The sequence below is a fragment of the Rhodococcus sp. NPDC060176 genome, from assembly GCF_042728675.1.
In the GTDB taxonomy this organism is placed as follows: domain Bacteria; phylum Actinomycetota; class Actinomycetes; order Mycobacteriales; family Mycobacteriaceae; genus Rhodococcus_F.
Map to the genome: position 1 here is coordinate 1,288,886 of NZ_JBHWYS010000001.1, position 19,055 is coordinate 1,307,940.

General features: G+C 62.5%; 15 protein-coding genes and 1 riboswitch. Of the genes, 11 read left to right on the forward strand and 4 right to left on the reverse strand.

Annotated elements, in window-relative coordinates; translation table 11 throughout:
• Window positions 1-89 precede the first annotated feature (89 nt).
• From ACFWEM_RS06290 to ACFWEM_RS06315, 6 genes are all read left to right on the forward strand, one after another.
• On the forward strand, window positions 90-1,718 hold the full coding sequence (locus ACFWEM_RS06290; protein WP_378532037.1) for an ABC transporter substrate-binding protein: 1,629 nt from the start codon (window positions 90-92) through the stop codon (window positions 1,716-1,718).
• A 180-nt stretch (window positions 1,719-1,898) separates the two neighbouring features.
• A riboswitch (SAM riboswitch) is annotated at window positions 1,899-1,994 on the forward strand.
• A gap of 4 nt (window positions 1,995-1,998) precedes the next feature.
• Window positions 1,999-3,078 (forward strand): LLM class flavin-dependent oxidoreductase, encoded by a 1,080-nt coding sequence (locus ACFWEM_RS06295; RefSeq protein WP_378532039.1) that lies wholly within the window; start codon window positions 1,999-2,001, stop codon window positions 3,076-3,078.
• A gap of 29 nt (window positions 3,079-3,107) precedes the next feature.
• Window positions 3,108-4,502, forward strand: coding sequence for an NtaA/DmoA family FMN-dependent monooxygenase (locus ACFWEM_RS06300; RefSeq protein ID WP_378532041.1), 1,395 nt, complete (start codon window positions 3,108-3,110; stop codon window positions 4,500-4,502).
• 57 nt (window positions 4,503-4,559) lie between these two features.
• Window positions 4,560-5,933: an MFS transporter gene (locus tag ACFWEM_RS06305; protein ID WP_378532044.1), complete on the forward strand. Its 1,374-nt coding sequence runs from the start codon at window positions 4,560-4,562 to the stop codon at window positions 5,931-5,933.
• 224 nt (window positions 5,934-6,157) lie between these two features.
• Complete coding sequence (ftsW, locus tag ACFWEM_RS06310) at window positions 6,158-7,534, forward strand: putative lipid II flippase FtsW (RefSeq protein ID WP_378532757.1); 1,377 nt, start codon at window positions 6,158-6,160, stop codon at window positions 7,532-7,534.
• Window positions 7,535-7,648: 114 nt separating this feature from the next.
• Window positions 7,649-8,281, forward strand: coding sequence for a TetR family transcriptional regulator (locus ACFWEM_RS06315; protein WP_019745059.1), 633 nt, complete (start codon window positions 7,649-7,651; stop codon window positions 8,279-8,281).
• Window positions 8,282-8,284: 3 nt separating this feature from the next.
• Here ACFWEM_RS06315 and ACFWEM_RS06320 read toward each other — a convergent pair whose 3' ends face one another.
• Window positions 8,285-9,043, reverse strand: a complete 759-nt coding sequence (locus ACFWEM_RS06320; RefSeq protein WP_378532046.1) for an SDR family NAD(P)-dependent oxidoreductase — start codon at window positions 9,041-9,043, stop codon at window positions 8,285-8,287.
• 131 nt (window positions 9,044-9,174) lie between these two features.
• Between ACFWEM_RS06320 and ACFWEM_RS06325 the strand changes: the two genes are divergently transcribed.
• Window positions 9,175-9,930 carry a VIT family protein gene (locus ACFWEM_RS06325; protein ID WP_378532048.1) on the forward strand — a complete coding sequence of 252 codons (756 nt, stop codon included), beginning with the start codon at window positions 9,175-9,177 and terminating at the stop codon, window positions 9,928-9,930.
• A 54-nt stretch (window positions 9,931-9,984) separates the two neighbouring features.
• Here ACFWEM_RS06325 and ACFWEM_RS06330 read toward each other — a convergent pair whose 3' ends face one another.
• The 3 genes from ACFWEM_RS06330 to ACFWEM_RS06340 all read right to left on the reverse strand — a co-directional run bounded on the left by ACFWEM_RS06330 (window position 9,985) and on the right by ACFWEM_RS06340 (window position 13,459).
• Window positions 9,985-10,875 (reverse strand): universal stress protein, encoded by an 891-nt coding sequence (locus tag ACFWEM_RS06330; protein WP_378532050.1) that lies wholly within the window; start codon window positions 10,873-10,875, stop codon window positions 9,985-9,987.
• Between the two features lie 49 nt (window positions 10,876-10,924).
• Entirely contained in the window at window positions 10,925-12,460 is a 1,536-nt protein-coding gene (locus ACFWEM_RS06335; protein ID WP_378532052.1) for a CYTH and CHAD domain-containing protein, read from the reverse strand.
• 75 nt (window positions 12,461-12,535) lie between these two features.
• Window positions 12,536-13,459, reverse strand: a complete 924-nt coding sequence (locus tag ACFWEM_RS06340; protein WP_378532054.1) for a pseudouridine synthase — start codon at window positions 13,457-13,459, stop codon at window positions 12,536-12,538.
• 140 nt (window positions 13,460-13,599) lie between these two features.
• On the opposite strand from ACFWEM_RS06340, the gene ACFWEM_RS06345 reads away from it, so the two are divergent.
• The 4 genes from ACFWEM_RS06345 to puuE all read left to right on the forward strand — a co-directional run bounded on the left by ACFWEM_RS06345 (window position 13,600) and on the right by puuE (window position 18,885).
• Complete coding sequence (locus tag ACFWEM_RS06345; RefSeq protein WP_378532056.1) at window positions 13,600-15,627, forward strand: CocE/NonD family hydrolase; 2,028 nt, start codon at window positions 13,600-13,602, stop codon at window positions 15,625-15,627.
• A 62-nt stretch (window positions 15,628-15,689) separates the two neighbouring features.
• The gene (locus ACFWEM_RS06350) at window positions 15,690-16,934 is read left to right on the forward strand and encodes a DUF6986 family protein (protein ID WP_378532058.1); all 1,245 of its coding nucleotides are present in this window, start codon (window positions 15,690-15,692) and stop codon (window positions 16,932-16,934) included.
• A gap of 3 nt (window positions 16,935-16,937) precedes the next feature.
• The gene (alc, locus tag ACFWEM_RS06355; protein ID WP_378532060.1) at window positions 16,938-17,924 is read left to right on the forward strand and encodes an allantoicase; all 987 of its coding nucleotides are present in this window, start codon (window positions 16,938-16,940) and stop codon (window positions 17,922-17,924) included.
• A gap of 16 nt (window positions 17,925-17,940) precedes the next feature.
• Entirely contained in the window at window positions 17,941-18,885 is a 945-nt protein-coding gene (gene puuE, locus ACFWEM_RS06360) for an allantoinase PuuE (protein WP_378532062.1), read from the forward strand.
• Window positions 18,886-19,055: the final 170 nt, after the last annotated feature.

Consider the following 19,055-nt stretch of genomic DNA (forward strand, 5'->3'; position numbering starts at 1 on the left):
CGTGCTGCGCGTCACTCCGCCGAGAACTTCACTATTAGCGGGTTGCGGCCGATTCCTGGCCGCGTCTACTGGAAGTAGGTGGAATCTCCGTGTCGAACTCGAGATCTCGGCGTATCGGGAAAGTTGGCCGTGTCGCCGTGGCGCTGCTCGGTGCCGGTGTCCTGTTGGTGGGCTGCGCGAGCAGCAATGACGACAGCGGTACCGACACGACGACCGCATCGGGAGACATCGTGACCGGCATGGTCAACGAGCAGTCCGATCCGGGGAGCGCTGTCGCCGGCGGGACGATGACCTACGGCGTGCAGGTGCTCGTTCCCTCACTCGACCCGACCAAGACTGCCGCACGCGGCGGTTCCGGCGGTGAGGCCTTCGCTGCTGTGTACGACGTCCTGATGAGTTACGACACTGCGAGCGGCGAGTTCGAGCCCAAGTTGGCTGAATCGCTCGAGACAGCTGACGACGGAGCCACCTGGACGCTGAAACTTCGCGACGGTGTGAAGTTCAGTGACGGCACTGCGCTCGATGCCAACGCGGTGATCGCGAGTATTGATCGGTACAACGCAGGTAAGGGTAACGGCGCAGAACTGTGGCTGGCATCGGTCGCCTCGATGAAAGCTTCGGATGCCACTACCGTGGTCTTCAATCTGAGTACGCCCTGGATGCGTTTTCCGTCGATGCTGGCCCTCGGCCACGGAATGATCGTCGCTCCCAGCTCGCAGCAAGGTGACAAGTTCACTGCGGTTGGTGCCGGACCGTTCACCGAAGGCGTGTTCAGCCCGGGTGTCGAGCGAATCTTCAAGGCCAACCCCGCCTACTACGGTGGTGCTCCCAAGCTCGAACAGCTTCGGATGGTTGCGCTCAACGGCCCGCAGGCCAATCTCGAATCGCTGAACAGCGGTCAGTTGGACGTTGCCTACATTCGTGGTCTGACGTCGGCGATCAACTCAGCCAAGTCCGCCGGCTATCCCGGTTACATCGACGTACTCAACGCCGGCAGTGCGGAGATCATCAACAACCGTGCGGGCCGTCCGGGTTCGGATGTTCGTGTCCGCCAGGCTATCGGTTACGCACTGGATCCGGAGCTGATCGACCAGCGCGCCGAAAACGGTGAAGGACTCCCGGGTTCGGAGCTGTTCGGCACGACGTCACAGTGGCATGTAGACACCCCGGGGATCGCGTACGACCCCGCCAAGGCCAAGGAGCTTCTGAGCCAGGCCAAGGCCGACGGATACAACGGCACGCTCAACTACATCGTGCTCAGCGAGCCGAAGGACCATGCGATCGGTTTGGCTGTGCAGTCTCTGCTTCAGGCCGTCGGGTTCGAGGTGAACCTCATTCTTGCGAACAATGCCGGCGACATCGTTCAGAACGTCTACGTCAAGAATGATTTCGACCTCGCTCACGCCGGTATCGGTCTGTACGAGTCGATTCCCGATCTCGGTCTGTACTCGACCACCAACAGCACCTCGAAGTCCAACACCGCGGGTTACGCCAACCCCGCTATGGATCAGTTGATTGCTGATCTGCAGCAGACGAAGGACAACGCGTCGGCGCTGGCCGTGATCAGCAAGATCCAGACCTTGTGGAACGAAACGGTTCCGTCGGCTCCGGTCGGTGGATTGGCCGCTTTCTGGGCTTGGCAGAAGAACGTGCATGGTGTGGTTCCGACCGCAACGGGCATCATGTTGTTCGACCAGGCATGGATGGGCGCTAAGTAGCCTTACGCGCAACCCGAGAGCCCCGTCCGACGTGAGTCGGGCGGGGTTTTGTCGTGCCCAGCTCGATAGCGTGAACACGCAACCCTTTCGATCATCGTGATTATTTTGAAATATGTTGCTAGTCAAGGTAATTCGAATGATCGAATTTGACTTGCCTGTCGTGGTCGACATAGATTGCATCCACCATCCAGAGTGGCTGAGAGACCTGGCTCGATGATGCCGCAGCAACCCGCTACCTAACCGCAGTGTGGGTGCTACCGCCAGGACCGATGGAGGACACATGACTGTATTTGCCGTGGGTATCGAACTGGACGGCGAGGGTACTCACCCCGCTGCCTGGCGCCGAAGCTCGCACCGCCCGGACCAGCTGCTCACGGGTAAGACCGTGCGCGATCGCGTCTCGGCTGCCGAGAATGCGGGCTTCACGTTCGCGACGTTCGACGATTCCATCCTTCCTCCGAGCGGTGACGTAGTCGGTCGTATCGACGCTGTCTCGAGGGCGGCGTACGTGGCGGCGACGACCAGCACGATCGGGCTGGTCCCCGTCGTCGGGACCACGTACGCCGAACCATTCCATACCTCTTCGCAATTGGCGACGCTCGACTACTCCTCCCGCGGGCGCGGCGGCTGGCTTGCCGTTCCGGTCGAGGACGACGCTGCGGCGAGGGCGTGGGGGAGAGCTCCGGTGGCAACGGAGTCGGCGCGTCAGCAGGAGCAGCGGGATTCGGTTACCGTCGTGACTGATCTCTGGGACTCGTGGGAGGACGACGCCGTCGTCCGTGACTATCTCAGTGGACGGTTCCTCGAGCGTGATCGTCTGCATTACGTCAATTTCGAGGGCGACACGTTCTCGGTGAAGGGGCCGGCCATCGTTCCGCGGCCGCCGCAAGGCCAGTTGGTGGTCTTCGGCCGCTACGGCGCCATCGAACCACACCAGGCGGATGTTGTTCTCGTGTCCGGTGATTCGGTGGAGGCCATCGCACAGTCGGCTGCCAAGGCGCGCGATGAGGGCGCGTCATTGGTGGTCGCCGAGGTCGATGTGGCTTTCGATACGCCGAATCTGTCTGCGGCGCAGCGGCTGACCGAGCTGAACTCGCACGGGAAAGCCGTCGACAGTGGTCGACTGCTCCTGGCTGCAGATCCGGGGGAGGCGGCCGCAGTTCTGAAAGAGTTGGCCGGGCACCTCGACGGTGTTCATTTCCACGCTCTCGTGATCGACGAGGACCTCCCTGTGCTGGCCAAGTTCGTGCTTCCGGGGTTGTCCAAGGCCGGGTTGACGCGGCGCCCCGTTCCGGGCTCGACGCTGAGGGGCAACCTCGGGCTGCAGCGGCCCGCAAATCGATTCGCCCACTCTTCCTGACTTGACTTCGTGCTAAGGATATTTCGGCTATGACTGCATCACGCTCCGCCGTGCCTCGACCCGACGCTCACGTTCACTTCGGCGTCTTCTTCCAAGGGGTCAACCACACCACCATCTGGTCCGATTCCGCCAGTGGATCCCAGATCGACTTCGAGACTTTTCGGCGATTGGTACTCACCGCCGAGCGAGGTCTGTTCGACGCATTCTTCCTCGGTGAGGGCCTGCGGCTTCGTGAACAGAACGGCAAGATTCTCGATCTGGATATCGCCGGCCGCCCGGATGCAATAGCGCAGTTGGCCGCACTCGCCGGTATCACCGACAAGATCGGGTTGGTCGCGACGCAGAACACCACGTACAACGAACCTGCCGACCTTGCTCGTCGACTCTCCGGCCTCGATCTACTTTCCGACGGACGGGCCGGCTGGAATGCGGTGACCACCGACAACGCGTGGACGGGAGAAAACTTCCGTCGCGGTGGTTTCCTCGACCACGCCCTACGCTACGAGCGTGCCGGGCAGTTCATCGAAACTGCGCGGGCACTGTGGGATTCGTGGACCGACGACGCGATCTCGGACTCTCCGACGTCCGAGAACTGGTCGAATCCGGGAGCCGTCGGCGAGGTACACAGGCAGACTTCGCAGTTCGACATCTCCGTGACGCCGACGCTTCCCCGAAGCCGCCAGGGGCATCCGGTCATCTTCCAAGCGGGTGATTCGCCGAGTGGACGCGATTTCGCGGCGACGCATGCCGACGTTATCTTCTCGCGACACGGGACACATTTCGACGGCGCTCTCGACTTCGCCGAGGACATTCGGGCTCGGTTGAGTAAAGCCGGGCGACCCGAAGACGACGTCAAGATCTTGCCGAGCACGCAGATCGTGTTGGCGGAGAACGAGTCCGAGGTGGAGGAGAAGGCTCGGTGGGTCCTCGAAGGTCAGTTCACCGGCCAAACCGCACTCTCTCTCGTCGGTCTGGTGTGGGGCAAGGACCTTTCCGATCGAGACCCCGACGGTCCACTCCCCGAAGAAGATCCGGTTGCTCGCCCGGTTTCGGAGACTCGCGGTTCAGCGCGGGACGGTAACGACCCCATTGCAATTGCGCGTGAATGGCGCGCTCTCGCGGAGGCGAAGAATCTGTCCCTGCGTCAGGTCGCCATCGAAACCTCGCAGCGTTCGGGTTTTGCGGGCACTCCCGGGCAGGTCGCCGACCAGTTGGTGCATTGGGTGCGCAACGGAGCCTCGGACGGCTTCAACATCTCGCCGTACCTGGTGCCGACCGGACTCGACGAGATCGTCGACTGGTTGATCCCGGAACTGCAGGAGCGTGGGGCGTACCGCACCGAGTACTCCACGTCGACGCTGCGGGAGCACCTTGGGCTGCGACCGGCGCTCACGCGTCGGGCTTCCCACGAAGCTGCGGGGTAACGGGTCCTGTCCCACACAGTCACAGCGGCGGCCGAATCCACCAAGCTCGATTCGGCCGTGCGCTGGGAGATCGTCGTCTGCGTAGCGGCGGGTTTCACCACCCTTCTCGATTCGGCGGTGCTCGGAATCGGGGTCCCGTCCATCCGGGCGTCGCTGGGCGCGTCGACCTCCGAGGTGCAGTGGATCCTCGCGAGCTATTCGCTGACTTTCGGCTTGGCCCTGGTGCCGGCGGGCCGACTCGGTGACGTCGTCGGGCGTCGACGCTTGTTCTTGGTCGGGCTCAGCATTTTCGCGGTGATGGGAATCCTCGGAGCGTGTGCGTCGGACCCGTCGATGATCGTTTTGGCTCGGCTGGGACAGGGGATCGGTGCAGGCACCATCAGTTCGCAAGTGCTCGGCATCATCACCGACCGGGTGTCCGGAAAGGCGCGGGCGAAGGCGTTGGGCGCGTACAGCACCGCGGGTGGTCTGGCCGGCGTTTCCGGACCGATCCTCGGTGGTGTTCTGCTGAAGTATTCCGATCCTGACTTCGGGTGGCGGCTGCTCCTGATCCTCAACGTGCCGTTTGCCGTGGTCACACTGCTTCTGGCGTTTCGCTTTCTGCGCCGTGATCGAACCACCCGGTCCGGCGCGTCGATAGATCCGGTGGGGTTGTGCCTGCTGGCGGCTACGACCGGGCTCCTGTTGTGGCCCATCGTGACCCGAACGAGTGTCACGGTGGCCGCGGCTTTCCTGATCGGTGCTTTCGGCGCTGCTGTCGCCTTCTGGTTCTGGGAACGTCGGTATGCCGTCCGCGGAGGTGCGCCCGTGCTACTTCCGTCGTTGATCGCCTCTCGGGGATTTCGACTCGGTACGACGGTTGCGCTTTTCTGGTTCGGATCCATCCTCGCCGTCAACGCGGTACTCAGCCTCTATCTGATCGAAGGTTTGGGCTTCGCGCCGCTGAGTGCGGCGTTAATCATGACCGGCAGTTCGCTCGCGATGGCACTGACGTCGGCCTTCGGGTGGCGGTTGGTTGCCAGGTTCGGCCGAGGTGCGGTCGTTGTTGCGATAGTCGGGGAGATACTTGTCATCCTCGGCTACATCGCGGCGGTCAATCTGATTCCTCGGGAGTATCTGATCCCGGTGCTGGTAGTCCTGGCCGTGTTGTCGGGAGTTGCCAGTGGCTTCGTCGACGCACCCAATCGGGTGTTGACTCTCGAATACGCGCCGGCGGGCGCGAACGGAGTTGCAGCGGGCTTCCTTCAACTCTCGCAGCGCTTGTCGGCGACCATCTCTCTGGCAGCGGTATCGGGGTTGTATCTCGGTGTCCTCGGGTCGTCGACCGACGGATACGGACGTGCGCTCGGAATCGCGCTGGCCGTCTGCGTCGTCATGTTGATGCTCTCGTTGGCGGGGGCGGTGACAGACAGCCGTCGGAGAAAGACGTGAACTGGCATTTTGTGGGTCTCCTCGGTCCTTCGGAGGCAGAGCCCGTGTGACTCGTGGGACTTGTGTTACCCATGGGTTAGGAGTCGTGGGACGATACTTGTGTGGTGACCGGTCGCAGCGAAGACAAGCCCAACGGTCGCGGGAGTGGAGAGCCAGTTAACTCACCCCGCGGATCGTCGGACAAACGTGACCGTACATCGACGCCCTTTCGCGCTCGAACGGCGATGTGGACGAATCGGCCACTGTTCGATTTCCATATGATCGTCGGTCTGGTCGTGCTGATCGTCGCGTTCGGACTACTGATGGTGCTCTCGTCTTCGGGCGTCGAATCCTACGTTCTGTCCGGGACGTCGTACGCTAGATTCTGGCCGCAGTGCATGTTCGCAGCGATCGGTCTCGTGATGTTCGTGGCGGTCGTGCGCTTACCGACCGAAACGATGCGCAGAGCTTCGCCGTGGCTGCTGATCCTGTGTCTTGTTCTGCTTGTCCTGGTGCTGATTCCAGGTATCGGTTCCGAACAGATGGGTGCTCGCAGCTGGTTCGTGATCGCGGGCATTTCCTTCCAGCCTTCGGAGCTGGCCAAACTTGCTCTGGCGATCTGGTCGGCTGCGACAGTTGCGTCGTTCATGAACGCACGGATGGATGTCAACCGCGCATTGCCGGTGATCGGCGGTACGACGCTGCTCGTTCTGGTCCTGGTGGTGTTGGAGAAGGACCTCGGAACCACCATCACGATCGGCATCATCTTCATGTCGGTGCTGTGGTTCGGACTGTTCCGGATGAAGACGTTCATCAGCCTCACACTCGGTTCTGCCGTCGCGTTTCTCGTGCTCGGGCTTACTGCTGGTTACCGATCGGATCGCATCAAGGCATTCCTGAATCCCGACCTCGACCCGCAGGGGTTGAACTTCCAGAGCACTCAGGCCAAGTACGCATTGGCCAACGGCGGCATTTTCGGTCGCGGTCTAGGACAGTCCGACGCCAAATGGAGTTACCTGCCGCAGGCACATAACGACTTCATTTTTGCCGTGATCGGTGAAGAGTTGGGTTTGGTCGGCGCCCTGATTGTCGTTGCTCTCTTTGCCGCGGTACTGATCGTCGGGTTGCGGATCGCGAAGCGGTCCACCGATCCGTTCCTCAAAGTCATGACAGCGACGGCAACGACGCTGATCGTCGTCCAAGCGTTCATCAACATTGCTTACGTGGTGGGCCTGATTCCGGTGACCGGTCTGCAATTGCCGCTCATCTCGGCGGGCGGAACGTCGATGATCACCACCCTGCTGATGTTCGGGCTGATCGCTCATGCAGCCTTCCGTGAACCGGAGGCGGTCGCCTCGTCCGAGAGCAGCGGTCGCGGCTGGATCCCGCTGGTCTTCGGCAAGCCTCGGTTCGGCATTGCCAAGAAACCACAGCCTGATCGACGTAGGCCGCCCGCTCGCCGCGCCCAACCTGCTCCAACTGGGCAACGCAGACCGGAACGACGCGCGCCGCAACCCGACAGGCGCCGGGCTCCAGCTCCGGGCCGACGCGCACCGTCGCGTGACTGGTCGGAAGATCCACGCAGACGCGGCCGCTCCGATCGACCCCGGCGCGCTTCCTGATCTGGGCCAGTTCCACTGGCGGGCAATTCGGAAGCGGGCAGTCATCCACCCGACTATTGCGGTGGGCGACTACATTGGGAGTCGGCAAAACGACGTCTAATAAGGGTTGTGGACATGGCAGGTGGCGACAAGGCAGACCAGTCGGTGGTCGAACGTAGCTCGGTGACCGGACGTCGTACGACGCCGTCGCAGCGAGCACGTTTTCGCCGGATTGTCGACGCCGCAATGGAATCCGCCTCCGAAGGCGGCTACGACGCGGTGCAGATGCGATCGGTCGCCGATCGCGCCGGCGTCGCGATCGGCACTGTTTACCGGTATTTCCCGTCCAAGAACCACATGCTCGTTGTCGCATTGTTGTGGATGTTCGAGGGTTTGCGTGACAGATTCCAGGACTTTGTAATCCCGGGTGAGACTCCGTCGGACCGGATTCTGTTTGTGCTGCGCAAGAATACGGAGGTCCTCGAGACCGATCACCTCCGTTACGAAGCGTTGGTTCGGGCGTACATGTTCGCGGACGCGTCGGCGACTCCGGAACTCAATGCGCTCGGTGGGGTCGTGACCGAGATGTTCGCGAAGGCGATCGGCGTCGAGGAAGTCTCGCAACAGCAGATGGACGCGGTGAAGGTCATCGACGACGTCTGGATGTCGAGTCTCGTCTCGTGGGTTGCCGGCCGGATGACGACGGACGAAGTGATGGCGCATCTCGAACTTGCAGTGCGCCTGGTCTTTCGCAAGTTGGGCGGATAGTCCTCACACGGTGTAGCCGCCGTCGACGTTGAGCTTCTGGCCGCTGATGAATCCGGCGGCATCGCTTGCGAGAAAACATACGGCTTCAGCGATGTCGGTTGCCGATCCGAAGCGCTTCAACGGGATTCGGCTCATGGTCACGTCGAGTGCGCTCTGATCGAGTTCGGCCGAGTTGATCAGCCGCTCGGCCATTCCGTCGGTCAACATGCCGGGGCCCACGGAGTTGAACCGGACGCCGTAGCGCCCTTCTTCTGCGGCGAATCCGCGAACAAGTTGTTCGACAGCCCCTTTGGTACCTGCGGAGAGCCCGTCGCGCACGGGAAAACGATCCGTTGCCGCGGTCGTCACTGCTACCACCGAACCTGAAGATGCACGCAGCGAAGGCAGAGCGGTGTGAACGAGGGTGAAGAACGCTGCGGCTTCCTGGTTCAGTTGTTCGGTGAAGAACGCCGGCGTCACGCGTGAGAGGTGCGTCATCGGGACGTGCGGTCCGGCAGCGTGGACCAGCGTCGTCAATCCACCCAGATCACTGACCGCGTCGCTCACGGCGGCGCTGATCGACAACTCGTCGGTGAGGTCGAGAGGGTACGAGTGGGCGCGCACTCCATGGGTTCGAATCTGCGCGCTCAGTTTCTCGGCGGCGTCCTTGTTGTTTCGGTAGGTGAAGGCGACGTCGTGTCCGCGTTCGGCGAGGGCCAAGGCGATCGCCGACCCGATTCCGCCGGTTCCGCCGCTGACAAAAGCGGTGCGTGCTGCGCTCACAGTGCCTCCAGTGGTATGCCGATACGTAACCTAGCAAATGCTTGGTTGGGATTGCGTTCGGAATATATCACTGCGCGAAGGACAGGCTCAGATTGCTATCGCAACCGGACTGATCGCCCTAATCTGATGCCATGTCCGGAGACAGTGTGCAGTTGACCGATGGGGCGCCGGAAGGGGAACCAGAACCCCATGCCTCGGAACCTCACGCACCGAGTTTGAACAATCGCCTGAACTGGCTGCGTGCCGGTGTTCTGGGTGCAAACGACGGAATCGTCTCGACCGCAGGCCTCGTGGTCGGTGTTGCGGCAGCGACAACCGAGCGTTCCGCGATCTTCACGGCTGGTTTTGCAGGCCTGGTCGCCGGCGCTGTATCGATGGCGTTGGGCGAGTACGTCTCGGTCAGCGCCCAGCGGGATACTGAACGCGCGCTCCTGCAGAAGGAGAAGAAGGAACTCCTCGAGACCCCGGAGGCTGAACTCCAGGAACTGACCGAGATCTACGAGAACAAGGGATTGAGTCCGGAGACGGCTCGACGCGTCGCCGAAGAATTGACCGAGCACGACGCGTTCGCGGCACACGTAGAAGTCGAATTGGGTATCGATCCAGAAGATCTCACCAATCCGTGGCATGCGGCGATTTCGTCGGCAATCTCGTTCACGATCGGCGCGGCGATCCCGCTGGTCGCAATTCTGGTGCCGCCGACGGGTATCCGTGTCCCCATTGCGTTTTTCGCGGTGCTGATCGCACTTGCGCTGACCGGAACGATCAGCGCGACGCTAGGCGGAGCCCGCAAGACCAGAGCGGTGCTACGCGTGGTGATCGGCGGCGCACTTGCGATGGCTGTGACGTACGGGGTAGGTCAGTTGGTAGGCACGGGCCTCGCCTGACCCCTGCTGTGCGCCTTTGTTAACCCCCCGCGGTTAATAAAGGCGCACAGCAATTCAGGCACGGCAGATCATGACCGGTCCTGGCGCATGGTGCAGCAGATTCTGGCTGGTCGATCCCATCACGGCGCCGGCCATCGCACTGCGGCCGTGACTTCCGACAACTATCAACTGCGCGTCGTCGGCGTATTTGAGCATGACCGGGGCAGCGGCACCGGGTTCACTGATGCGGGTGACCGGCACGTCGGGGTACTGGTCGGCCATGCCCGCGAGATTCTCTGCCAGCAGTGCCGATTCCTCCTGTTCGACGGCCTCCCAGTCGATCAGAATTCCCGCTCCGCCTTCGCGGAAGGTGGACGAACCCTGCCAGGTGTGAACTGCGATGAGCGGTGCGTCGAACTGATCGGCATAACGAAACGCGTACTCGACGGCCTTCTTGCTCAACGCGCTTCCGTCGACTCCGACTATGACGGGACGCTGATCCGGACCGGGATTCTGTGCCGAACCACGCCACACGGTGACCGGACAGATTGCATGATTGGCCACCTTCAGTGCGGTCGACCCGAGCAGCCGTGAGCGCAGTGCGCCCGATCCGGTCGACCCCATCACGATCAGGCGTGCGGTACCCGAGGATTCGAGGATGTGCGTCGACGCCGGCCCTGGCGCGATCTCGGATTCGATGGTCAGTTCCGGGAATTCGGCCGAAATCACTGCGGCGGCGGCCTCGACTATCGCTTCGCCGTCTTCGCGGATCTGGCTGAGGAACTGCGACTGCAACATCACTGCAGCGGGACTGTAGATCGGACCCTCTTGCGGCAGGGCGTGCGCCAGAATCAGTCGTGAATTCACCGCGTTGGCGATCGAGGCGGCCCACCGGGCCGCGGCCGTGGAGGCCTCGGATCCGTCGATGCCGGCGACGACATCCTGGTGTCCTGCAAGTGTGTTCATGTCTACTCCCTCTGAAATGATCGAGATCGGTCGACTGGTTACAGCGAAGTCACCAGAGTGACGACGCCGACTTCACGGCTTCCTTCCACGTCTTGCGCAGCAGGGTTGATTGCCCGTCGGCGATTTCCAATTCCCGCCGATAGGCCATGCCCAATCCAAAGCTGGTCAATGACGTGTGTTCCTGCTCTGCGGCAATTTCGAGCAGATGATGTTGGGCGACAACGGAATCCTGATGCTCACCGAGAACGTCCTGGAAGTGGCTGAAATGCTTCAAGGCGCGCTTGGCTCGACTCTTCGACACGGGTTCCATGACCTCGATCGCGTACTTCATCCGCTTGGCTCCCTTGCGGGCGCGGTGCATGCGCTCGTCACGATCGGTGCGGGTATCGGCGTCGAAGACGTGGTCGACTCTTTTACCCACCTTGTGTGCCAGGTGGCGCAGGGTATGAGCCAATTCTCGTGCCGACGCCTTCTTTCCCACGCGGTGTGCGACTGTGTCGAACTCGAGGTCGCCGACGTACTCGTCGAGACGATCGAGCAGCGTGGTGTATCGCTCGGAATCGAGCGCCTCGAGGGCTGTTTCCTGGGCGGTTTCACCGCGTGCCGAGAAGAACTCGTCGATTCGAGCTCGCACAGCTTCTCGTTCGGGCATCTCGTCGATTTCGCCGAGGCGTTCCACAAGACGCTCCCACTGGACCTCGACGTCGCGGGCGTCGCCGAACTTTCCACCGATCCATCGCAGATCCGTGATGAGATCGTCGGTCTTGGGGGAGTGGCCGGCATACGACTGGAGAGCGCTTCGGATGCGACGTGCTGCGACCCGGAAATCGTGAACGGCTTCGTCGTCGGCCCGGCGCGTCCCGAGATCCGCTGCGACCAGTGCGCGCTGTTGTTCGATGAGGTAATTGCGCAACAGAATCCGCGGATTCGATGCTTTGCCCGTGGTGACCTCGTGGCCGACGTACGGCGTGACCGAAGTGCCCAGTGCTCGTTTGAGTTTGGACGGACTCGCAGAACGCTCGAGTCCGGCGTCCAGTAGAACCGACTCGATGGCGTCGGCGAGGTCTTGTCCGCCTGCACCTTGTTCGACCTCGACTTCTTGCCACGTCGACTCTCCGGAACCGTCTGCCTTGCAGGCGATGACGGTGTCGGAGACGACTTCGGCAAGCAGCACACCGTTTTCGCCGTTGAGCCTGGTGCGCTCCCGATCGGTGATGATCAGGGCGACCGGCACCAGATCGTGTCCGCGGATGATCGCCCGGATCAGACTCGACAGCGGCGAGGGCACATCGGTGCTCTCGTCCGGTGGAAGCTGAATTTCGGTTCGAGTGTCCTGGCCTGCGGGAAGTTTCATGTGCCATCCCGCGTCATCGCCGCCTTCACGCTTGCGCAGCGTGATCTTCTCGGCGAGCAACCGGTAGTCGGCGGTGTCGAAGTAGGTGGCAGAGAGCTGTATCGAGTCGTGGACCGGTTCGCCGACGACACCGGGAAGTCCGCCCAGTGCGGGAACTTCCTGTTCGGCGGGCGCCTCGTACTTACGCTCGATCTCCCGTACGGCTTCGGGTACGTCAGCGGTCTTGCTCATCTGGTCTCCTCTTGCGGTGCGGTCTGCGCTTCCATCCTCCCGGTATCGGACGCACAGTGGAAGGGTCCGGGGTTCCTACGGCGAGTCGCCATGGGCTGATTCGTCCGGCCAGGACAGGGTCCGCCTACTTTCGAACCGTTGCAGGCGGCCGGTAGTCGGATCCTCGAACTCGAGAACCTTCGACAGCAGGCGCAGCGGATTCGAATAATCCTCTGCGGCAACGTCGTAGAAGTCGGGATAGAAGTTGTCGCCGTGGATCGGTAGCCCGAGCGAGGTCATGTGCAGGCGAAGTTGATGAGTCTTGCCGGTATGGGGGAGCAATCGGTACCGCGCGAAGCCGTCCCGCGTCTCGATCAGTTCGATTCGCGACTCGCTGTTGGGCTCGCCCTCGATCTCCTCGGCCTTGAGTACCCCGCGTTCTTTCACGATGCGACTGCGCACGACTACGGGGGTGTTCACCTGAGCGTCGTAACGCGCGATGGCCTCGTACTCCTTGGTGACGCGGCGCTCGGCGAACATGGTCTGGTAGTCGCGCCGGGCCGCCTGATGCACGGTGAACAGCAGCAGTCCCGCCGTAACGCGGTCGAGGCGATGAGCTGGACTCAGCTCCGGTAGATCGAGGTCCCGACGCAAGCGGACCAACGCAGATTCGGCTATGTATCGGCCGCGCGGGGTGCTCGCGAGAAAGTGCGGCTTGTCCACGACAAGGATGTTCTCGTCCCGATAGAGGATGTCGATCTCGAACGGCACCCGCGTTTCGACGGGAGGGTCGCGGTACAGGTAGACGAACCGCCGGGGAGCGTAAGCGCTCGTCTCGGTGATTCCGACGCCCTTCTCGTCGACGACCTCCCCGGCTGCGACTTTCTCCCGCAGGCGGACGGCATCCTGGGGAAACCGTTCGAGCAGGTAGTCGAGCGTCGTCGCCCACATGCCGTCGTCGGGCTGACGGATGCGACTGGGGTTCAGGCCGTCGCGGACGGGAAGGGGTGATCGTGACACATCTTCAAAGCTAGCCGTCCGGTCGGCATTCAGACCTATTGACGACATATGGGACGGAAGTTACTATCCGGTAAGTTCGTGACACCGGTCACTGTCGTGGGGGCAGGGCTGGGTCATCACAACAGAAAATTGGGGTTTTCGTGAGGACACGACTTCTACGTCGAAGGTCGACAACGATTGCGGTGGGGCTGTGCGTCGTGGGATTGACGGTGCCGAGCGCCGTCGCTTCTGCGGATCCGACGGGAGGGTCGGACGGGCAGGCCTGGCTCGCGGCAACGGAGGCGACGCCGCAGTATCCGGGGGTCTCCATCGAGTGGGACGTGCCCATCGCGATGAGCGACGGCACAGTTCTGCAAGCGAATGTGTATCGACCGGCGGATGCCTCCGGACGGGCCGTGGAATCGAAGACGCCTTCGGTCCTCAACATCACGCCGTACACGAAACTGCTGGACACGCTGGTGGATTCAGCTCTGTCGATTCCGCAGGTCGGTGAGACGTTGATGGACGTGGCGAACTCGCTCGACCTTGCGGCGCCGTTCGACGGAGTGTCGGAGTTGACGGGCGTCATCGCCGGCGGAGGTGCCAGGGTGCTCGGCGTCAACCGTGATCTGGTCCAGAACGGATACACACAGGTTGTGGTCGACGCACGTGGAACCGGCTTCTCCCAAGGTAATTGGGACGTGCTCGGCAAGCGTGAGCAACAGGATTCGGTCGAGGTCATCGACTGGATGAGCAAGCAGGGGTGGTCCGACGGGAAAGTAGGGATGGCGGGCATCTCCTACTCCGCGATCAACTCGGTGCAGGCGGCAAGCAACAATCCACCTGCACTGAAGGCGATCTTCCCGGTCGAACCGGGCAACGATCTGCTGCGTGACATCGTCGGAACCGGCGGCGGCCTCGGCGTCGGGTTCATGCCGTTGTGGTTGGCCGCGGTCAACGGGCTCAAACTTGTCCCGAACGTTCAGGACATCCTGCAAGGAAACTTCGATCCCCTGTGGTTGGCGAGCCGCCTCGAGGATCCGGGAACGCTGATTCCCGAACTGGTGCAAGCGATGACGGCTCAGAGAATCGAGGACGTGTCACCGTCGACTCTGCAAGTCGCGCAAGACGGTCAGTTCTATCAGGACCGGTCCGCAGACGTCGGAAACATCACTGTTCCGACGATGGTCTACGGCGGGTGGCACGACATCTTCGCCAACAGTGAGCCGCGGATCTACAACGGACTAGATCTGCCGCCCGGACAGAAGCAGTTGATCATGGGGAACGGCTATCACGTCACTCCCGGCGGTGGGTTCGGCAAGGACGGTGCGCCGCCGCGCCTCGACGTGCTCGAGCGTGCGTGGTTCGACAAGTGGCTCAAGGGCATCGACAACGGAATCGATCGATACGGTCCGGTGACGATGTTCCAGCAAGGTGGCGGATGGATCACGGACGATCAGTTCCCGCGCGCAGGTGCGAGCTACGAACGTATGTATCTCAACTCCGCGCCCAGCGGTACTGCCGCTCACGCGGCGTACGACGGTTCCCTGACCGATGACCCGCCCAGTGCCGCAGCGCGATTGACAGTTGCACCCGGACTGCGAGGCTTCTGCTCCGGTGACGGAACTCAGGGCACTGCCGGTATTTCCGTGGTGCTCGGTGCGTCGTGTTCCAAGGATTCCCGATTCCAGGAAGCGGAGGGTCTCACGTTCACCGGTGAGGCAGTGACCGAGCCGACAACACTCTCGGGCCCGATCAACGTCCATCTCGAGACGGTCCTGGACGCGACGGACGGATTCTGGGCAGCGACGGTCAACGACGTAGCGCCGGACGGAACCTCGACGCCGATCACGAACGGCGCTCTGACTGCGTCGCTCCGGGCGGTCGACGATTCCAAGAGCACCCGCTCGGCCAACGGTGACTACAGTGAACCGCACCACTTTCTGACGATCGACACGCGTCAGCCGGTTGTTCCCGGAGAGGTCACCACCGTCGACATCAACATGCTCCCGACGGACGCAGTGCTGCAACCGGGGCACCGACTTCGCGTCGACGTCTACGCTGCCAGCGTGCCGCGTTACCTGGCCCTCGGGCCGATGCTCGCCGACAGCCAACTCGAGCCGCAGCACATCGAGTTGGCTGCGGACCGGCCGAGCTTCGTCAATGTTCCCTTCGTCGGGGGTCGCTGACCCGGACTGCGACGGCGGCGTGAGAACCTGCGGGTTCGCGGAGGTTCTGAGAAGATCGTCCGATGACAGAATCCCGACTCTCCGCCGCCGTCCATGATCGTCTGGACGAACTTCTGGACCCGGTGGACGAGCGGCTCGCGGCGCAGTACCCGGGAAACCGTGACGAGATCCAGCCAGTGCACACGATTTACGTCAGTGCCGCTGATGCAACCGTCGACACCCCTCGTCTGTGGGGTGAGCAGGCGATTGCGCTTCTCGATTCTCACGCGCATGTGTTCGCCGATCTCGATACCGAGAATGCACTCGCCGATGTGCGAGTTCAACTCGGCCGCAAGCCGGTCCAAGACTTTCGAATAGATTTCGAGGACGGATACGGACGCCGCAGCGACGAGGAAGAAGACGCTGCAGCGACGTCGGCCGGGCGGACACTTGCGGCGCTCAGCGCTGATCCTGCCGGGCCGAACTGGGGTGGCATCAGGTTCAAGGGGTTGCCGGCCAGTGAGCGTCGACGCTCGATCAGGACGCTCGAGTTGGTGCTCGACGCAGCCGGCGGAGTGCCGGACGGATTTGTCTTCACCGTCCCCAAACTGCGCGCGGTGGAGCAGGTCACGGCGACGGTGTTGCTCTGTGAAGAACTGGAGAAGGCTCACGGACTCGAGCCGGGTTCGCTTCGGTTCGAGTTGCAGATCGAGAGCCCGCAAGCAGTCATCGCTGCCGACGGAACGGTGGCTGTTGCTCCGGCCATCCACCGCGGTGCCGGTCGTCTGACCGGTTTGCATTACGGCACTTACGATTACAGTGCGGCGTGCGGAATTGCATCGCGTCATCAGTCGCTCGAACATCCGGTGGCAGATCACGCAAAGGCTGTCATGTTGGCTGCTGCCGCGCAGACCGGCGTGTGGGTGTGCGACGGGTCCACTCAGGTCGCGCCAGTCGGGAGTGCCACGGCAATCCGCGACGCGATCACTCGGCACCATGGGCTCGTCACACGATCCCTGGAACGCGGTTACTACCAGGGCTGGGACATGCACCCCGGGCACCTGGTCACCCGCTGGCTCGCCACCTTCGGTTTCTACCGCAACGCGCTCGGTGCCGCCGCTCCGCGCATCGAGTCGTACCTGGGGCGCCAAGGTGGCGATGTGATGGACGAACCCGCAACGGCACAGGCTCTGGCGGCGGTGGTTCTGCGCGGGCTCGACGCGGGGGCCTATCCGGAATCCGAGGTTCTCCGGCTCGCACCGGGCGCCGACACCGACGCACTCCGCCATCTCGTAGGACGCACCACACCGATCACAGGAGAACACTGACCGATGAGCACCACCGAATTCACTTTGCTGCCCGACCTGGCACTGCGCACCCTCGGCGGAGCCGTCATCTGGGCCAACGACGAGGCATTCGCCGAGCGTGAGGCCCTGATCCGGCCAGGCAAGGCCGGGTACCAGCCGGCGACGTTCGGGCACAAGGGGCAGGTGTACGACGGTTGGGAGACGCGTCGTCGCCGCGCGGCAGGTCATGACGAGGCTATCGTGCGCCTCGGTGTTCCCGGAGTGGTGCGAGGCGTCGTCGTCGACACTGCTTGGTTCAAGGGCAATTACCCGCCCGAGATCTCGGTGGAGGCAATCTCCGTCGACGGGTATCCGGATCCCCTCGACCTCGCCGGCTCCGGCGAGTGGACAACCATCGTCGAGCGCTCGACCGTGCGGGGCGACTCGGAGAATCCGTTCTCGGTGGCGTCGGAGGAGCGGTGGACACACGTCAAGCTGACCATCTACCCGGACGGCGGCGTGGCGAGATTCCGTGTTCACGGTGAAGCGCGGCCGGACCCACGTTTCCTCGACGCCGGGCCGTTGGACCTCGCAGCACTCGAAAACGGTGGCCGCGTGACCGATTGCTCCAACATGTTCTACAGCTCACCGCAGAACATCCTGTTTCCCGGACGCGCTGCTTCGATGGGTGACGGGTGGGAGACCGCCAGGCGCCGCGATGACGGAAACGACTGGGTGCAAGTACAACTCGCGGGTGAAGGCGTGTTGAGCTTCGTCGAGATCGACACCTCGTATTTCCTCGGAAACAGTCCGGGTGAGGGTGCTTTGGCCGGCCGAACGACGGGAGGGGAGTGGATCGAACTGCTGCCGCGCACGACGCTGCGTCCGGATACGCGTCATCGCTTTCCGATCGAATCCGAAGCCCCGGTCACCGATGTCCGTCTGGACATCTTCCCGGATGGTGGCCTCGCGCGGCTGAGAGTCTTCGGCGTATTGACCGACGCTGCTCGCGCTGTGATTTCCGGGCGCTGACGGTAAAGTTGTTGACATGAGCGACTATCCGCGCGAGAACGATCCCCGGGACACCTATCCCCGGGACATGGTGGGATACGGGCCTCATCCGCCGCACCCGCACTGGCCCGGCGACGCGCGGATAGCCGTTCAGTTCGTCCTCAATTACGAAGAGGGAGCGGAGAACAACGTCCTGGACGGGGACGCGGCTTCGGAAACATTTCTGTCGGAAATGACTCCGGCAGAGGCGTTTCCGAACCGACACATGAGCATGGAATCGCTGTACGAGTACGGCTCCCGGGCCGGGTTGTGGCGTGTACTGCGAACCTTCGAGCGGCGAAACCTGCCTCTCACAGTCTTTGCGGTGGCGCGGGCGATGCAGCGTAACCCCGAAGCAGTCAGTGCTTTTCAGGAGTTAGGCCACGAGATCGCGTGCCACGGATTGCGTTGGAAGTCTTACCAATCCGTGGACATCGAACGCGAACGCGCAGACATGGCCGAGGCAGTGCAGATTCTGCGAGATCTGACGGGTTCGGCGCCTCTCGGTTGGTACACCGGACGCGATTCACCGAACACTCGTGAACTGGTGGTCGAGCACGGCGGCTTTGTCTACGACTCCGATTCTTACGCAGATGATCTGCCGTACTGGGTCGATGTGCCGCGTGGCGCAGAGTCGGTGAAGCACCTGGTCGTTCCGTACACGCTCGATACCAATGACATGCGTTTCGCCTCTCCCGCAGGATTTCCCAGCGGAGATCAGTTCTTTGCGCACCTTCGTGACGCCTTTGACGTGCTGTATGCGGAGGGGACGGCCGGATCGCCGAAGATGCTCTCGGTCGGGTTGCACTGCCGCATAGTCGGCCGCCCCGCCCGTGCTGCCGCTCTCGAACGATTCCTGGACCACGTGCAGTCGCACGAGAAGGTCTGGATCGCGCGGCGCATCGACATCGCCGAGCACTGGAAGTCCGCGCACCCCGCTTAGGGATCACGGCCGGTCGACAAAAGACTTCATTCGAGCAGTTCGGGTACTTATTCGACCGGCGCGCATTCCGCCATCGAATTCTAGGCCATTGACAACTGGCACGGTTGTGGATGACTCTTTGTAGATGAAGAAACGCACAGCAGTCGAAGCGACTTCGCGGTGAGCCGACC

What these genes read in the sequence shown, in the direction of transcription:
- ftsW (WP_378532757.1), top strand. Translation starts at nt 6,158, where the DNA reads ATGTGGACGAATCGGCCACTGTTCGATTTCCATATGATCGTCGGTCTG.
- ACFWEM_RS06315 (WP_019745059.1), top strand. Translation starts at nt 7,649, where the DNA reads ATGGCAGGTGGCGACAAGGCAGACCAGTCGGTGGTCGAACGTAGCTCG.
- ACFWEM_RS06295 (WP_378532039.1), top strand. Translation starts at nt 1,999, where the DNA reads ATGACTGTATTTGCCGTGGGTATCGAACTGGACGGCGAGGGTACTCAC.
- ACFWEM_RS06335 (WP_378532052.1), bottom strand. Translation starts at nt 12,460, where the DNA reads ATGAGCAAGACCGCTGACGTACCCGAAGCCGTACGGGAGATCGAGCGT.
- alc (WP_378532060.1), top strand. Translation starts at nt 16,938, where the DNA reads ATGAGCACCACCGAATTCACTTTGCTGCCCGACCTGGCACTGCGCACC.
- ACFWEM_RS06325 (WP_378532048.1), top strand. Translation starts at nt 9,175, where the DNA reads ATGTCCGGAGACAGTGTGCAGTTGACCGATGGGGCGCCGGAAGGGGAA.
- ACFWEM_RS06300 (WP_378532041.1), top strand. Translation starts at nt 3,108, where the DNA reads ATGACTGCATCACGCTCCGCCGTGCCTCGACCCGACGCTCACGTTCAC.
- ACFWEM_RS06330 (WP_378532050.1), bottom strand. Translation starts at nt 10,875, where the DNA reads ATGAACACACTTGCAGGACACCAGGATGTCGTCGCCGGCATCGACGGA.
- ACFWEM_RS06350 (WP_378532058.1), top strand. Translation starts at nt 15,690, where the DNA reads ATGACAGAATCCCGACTCTCCGCCGCCGTCCATGATCGTCTGGACGAA.
- puuE (WP_378532062.1), top strand. Translation starts at nt 17,941, where the DNA reads ATGAGCGACTATCCGCGCGAGAACGATCCCCGGGACACCTATCCCCGG.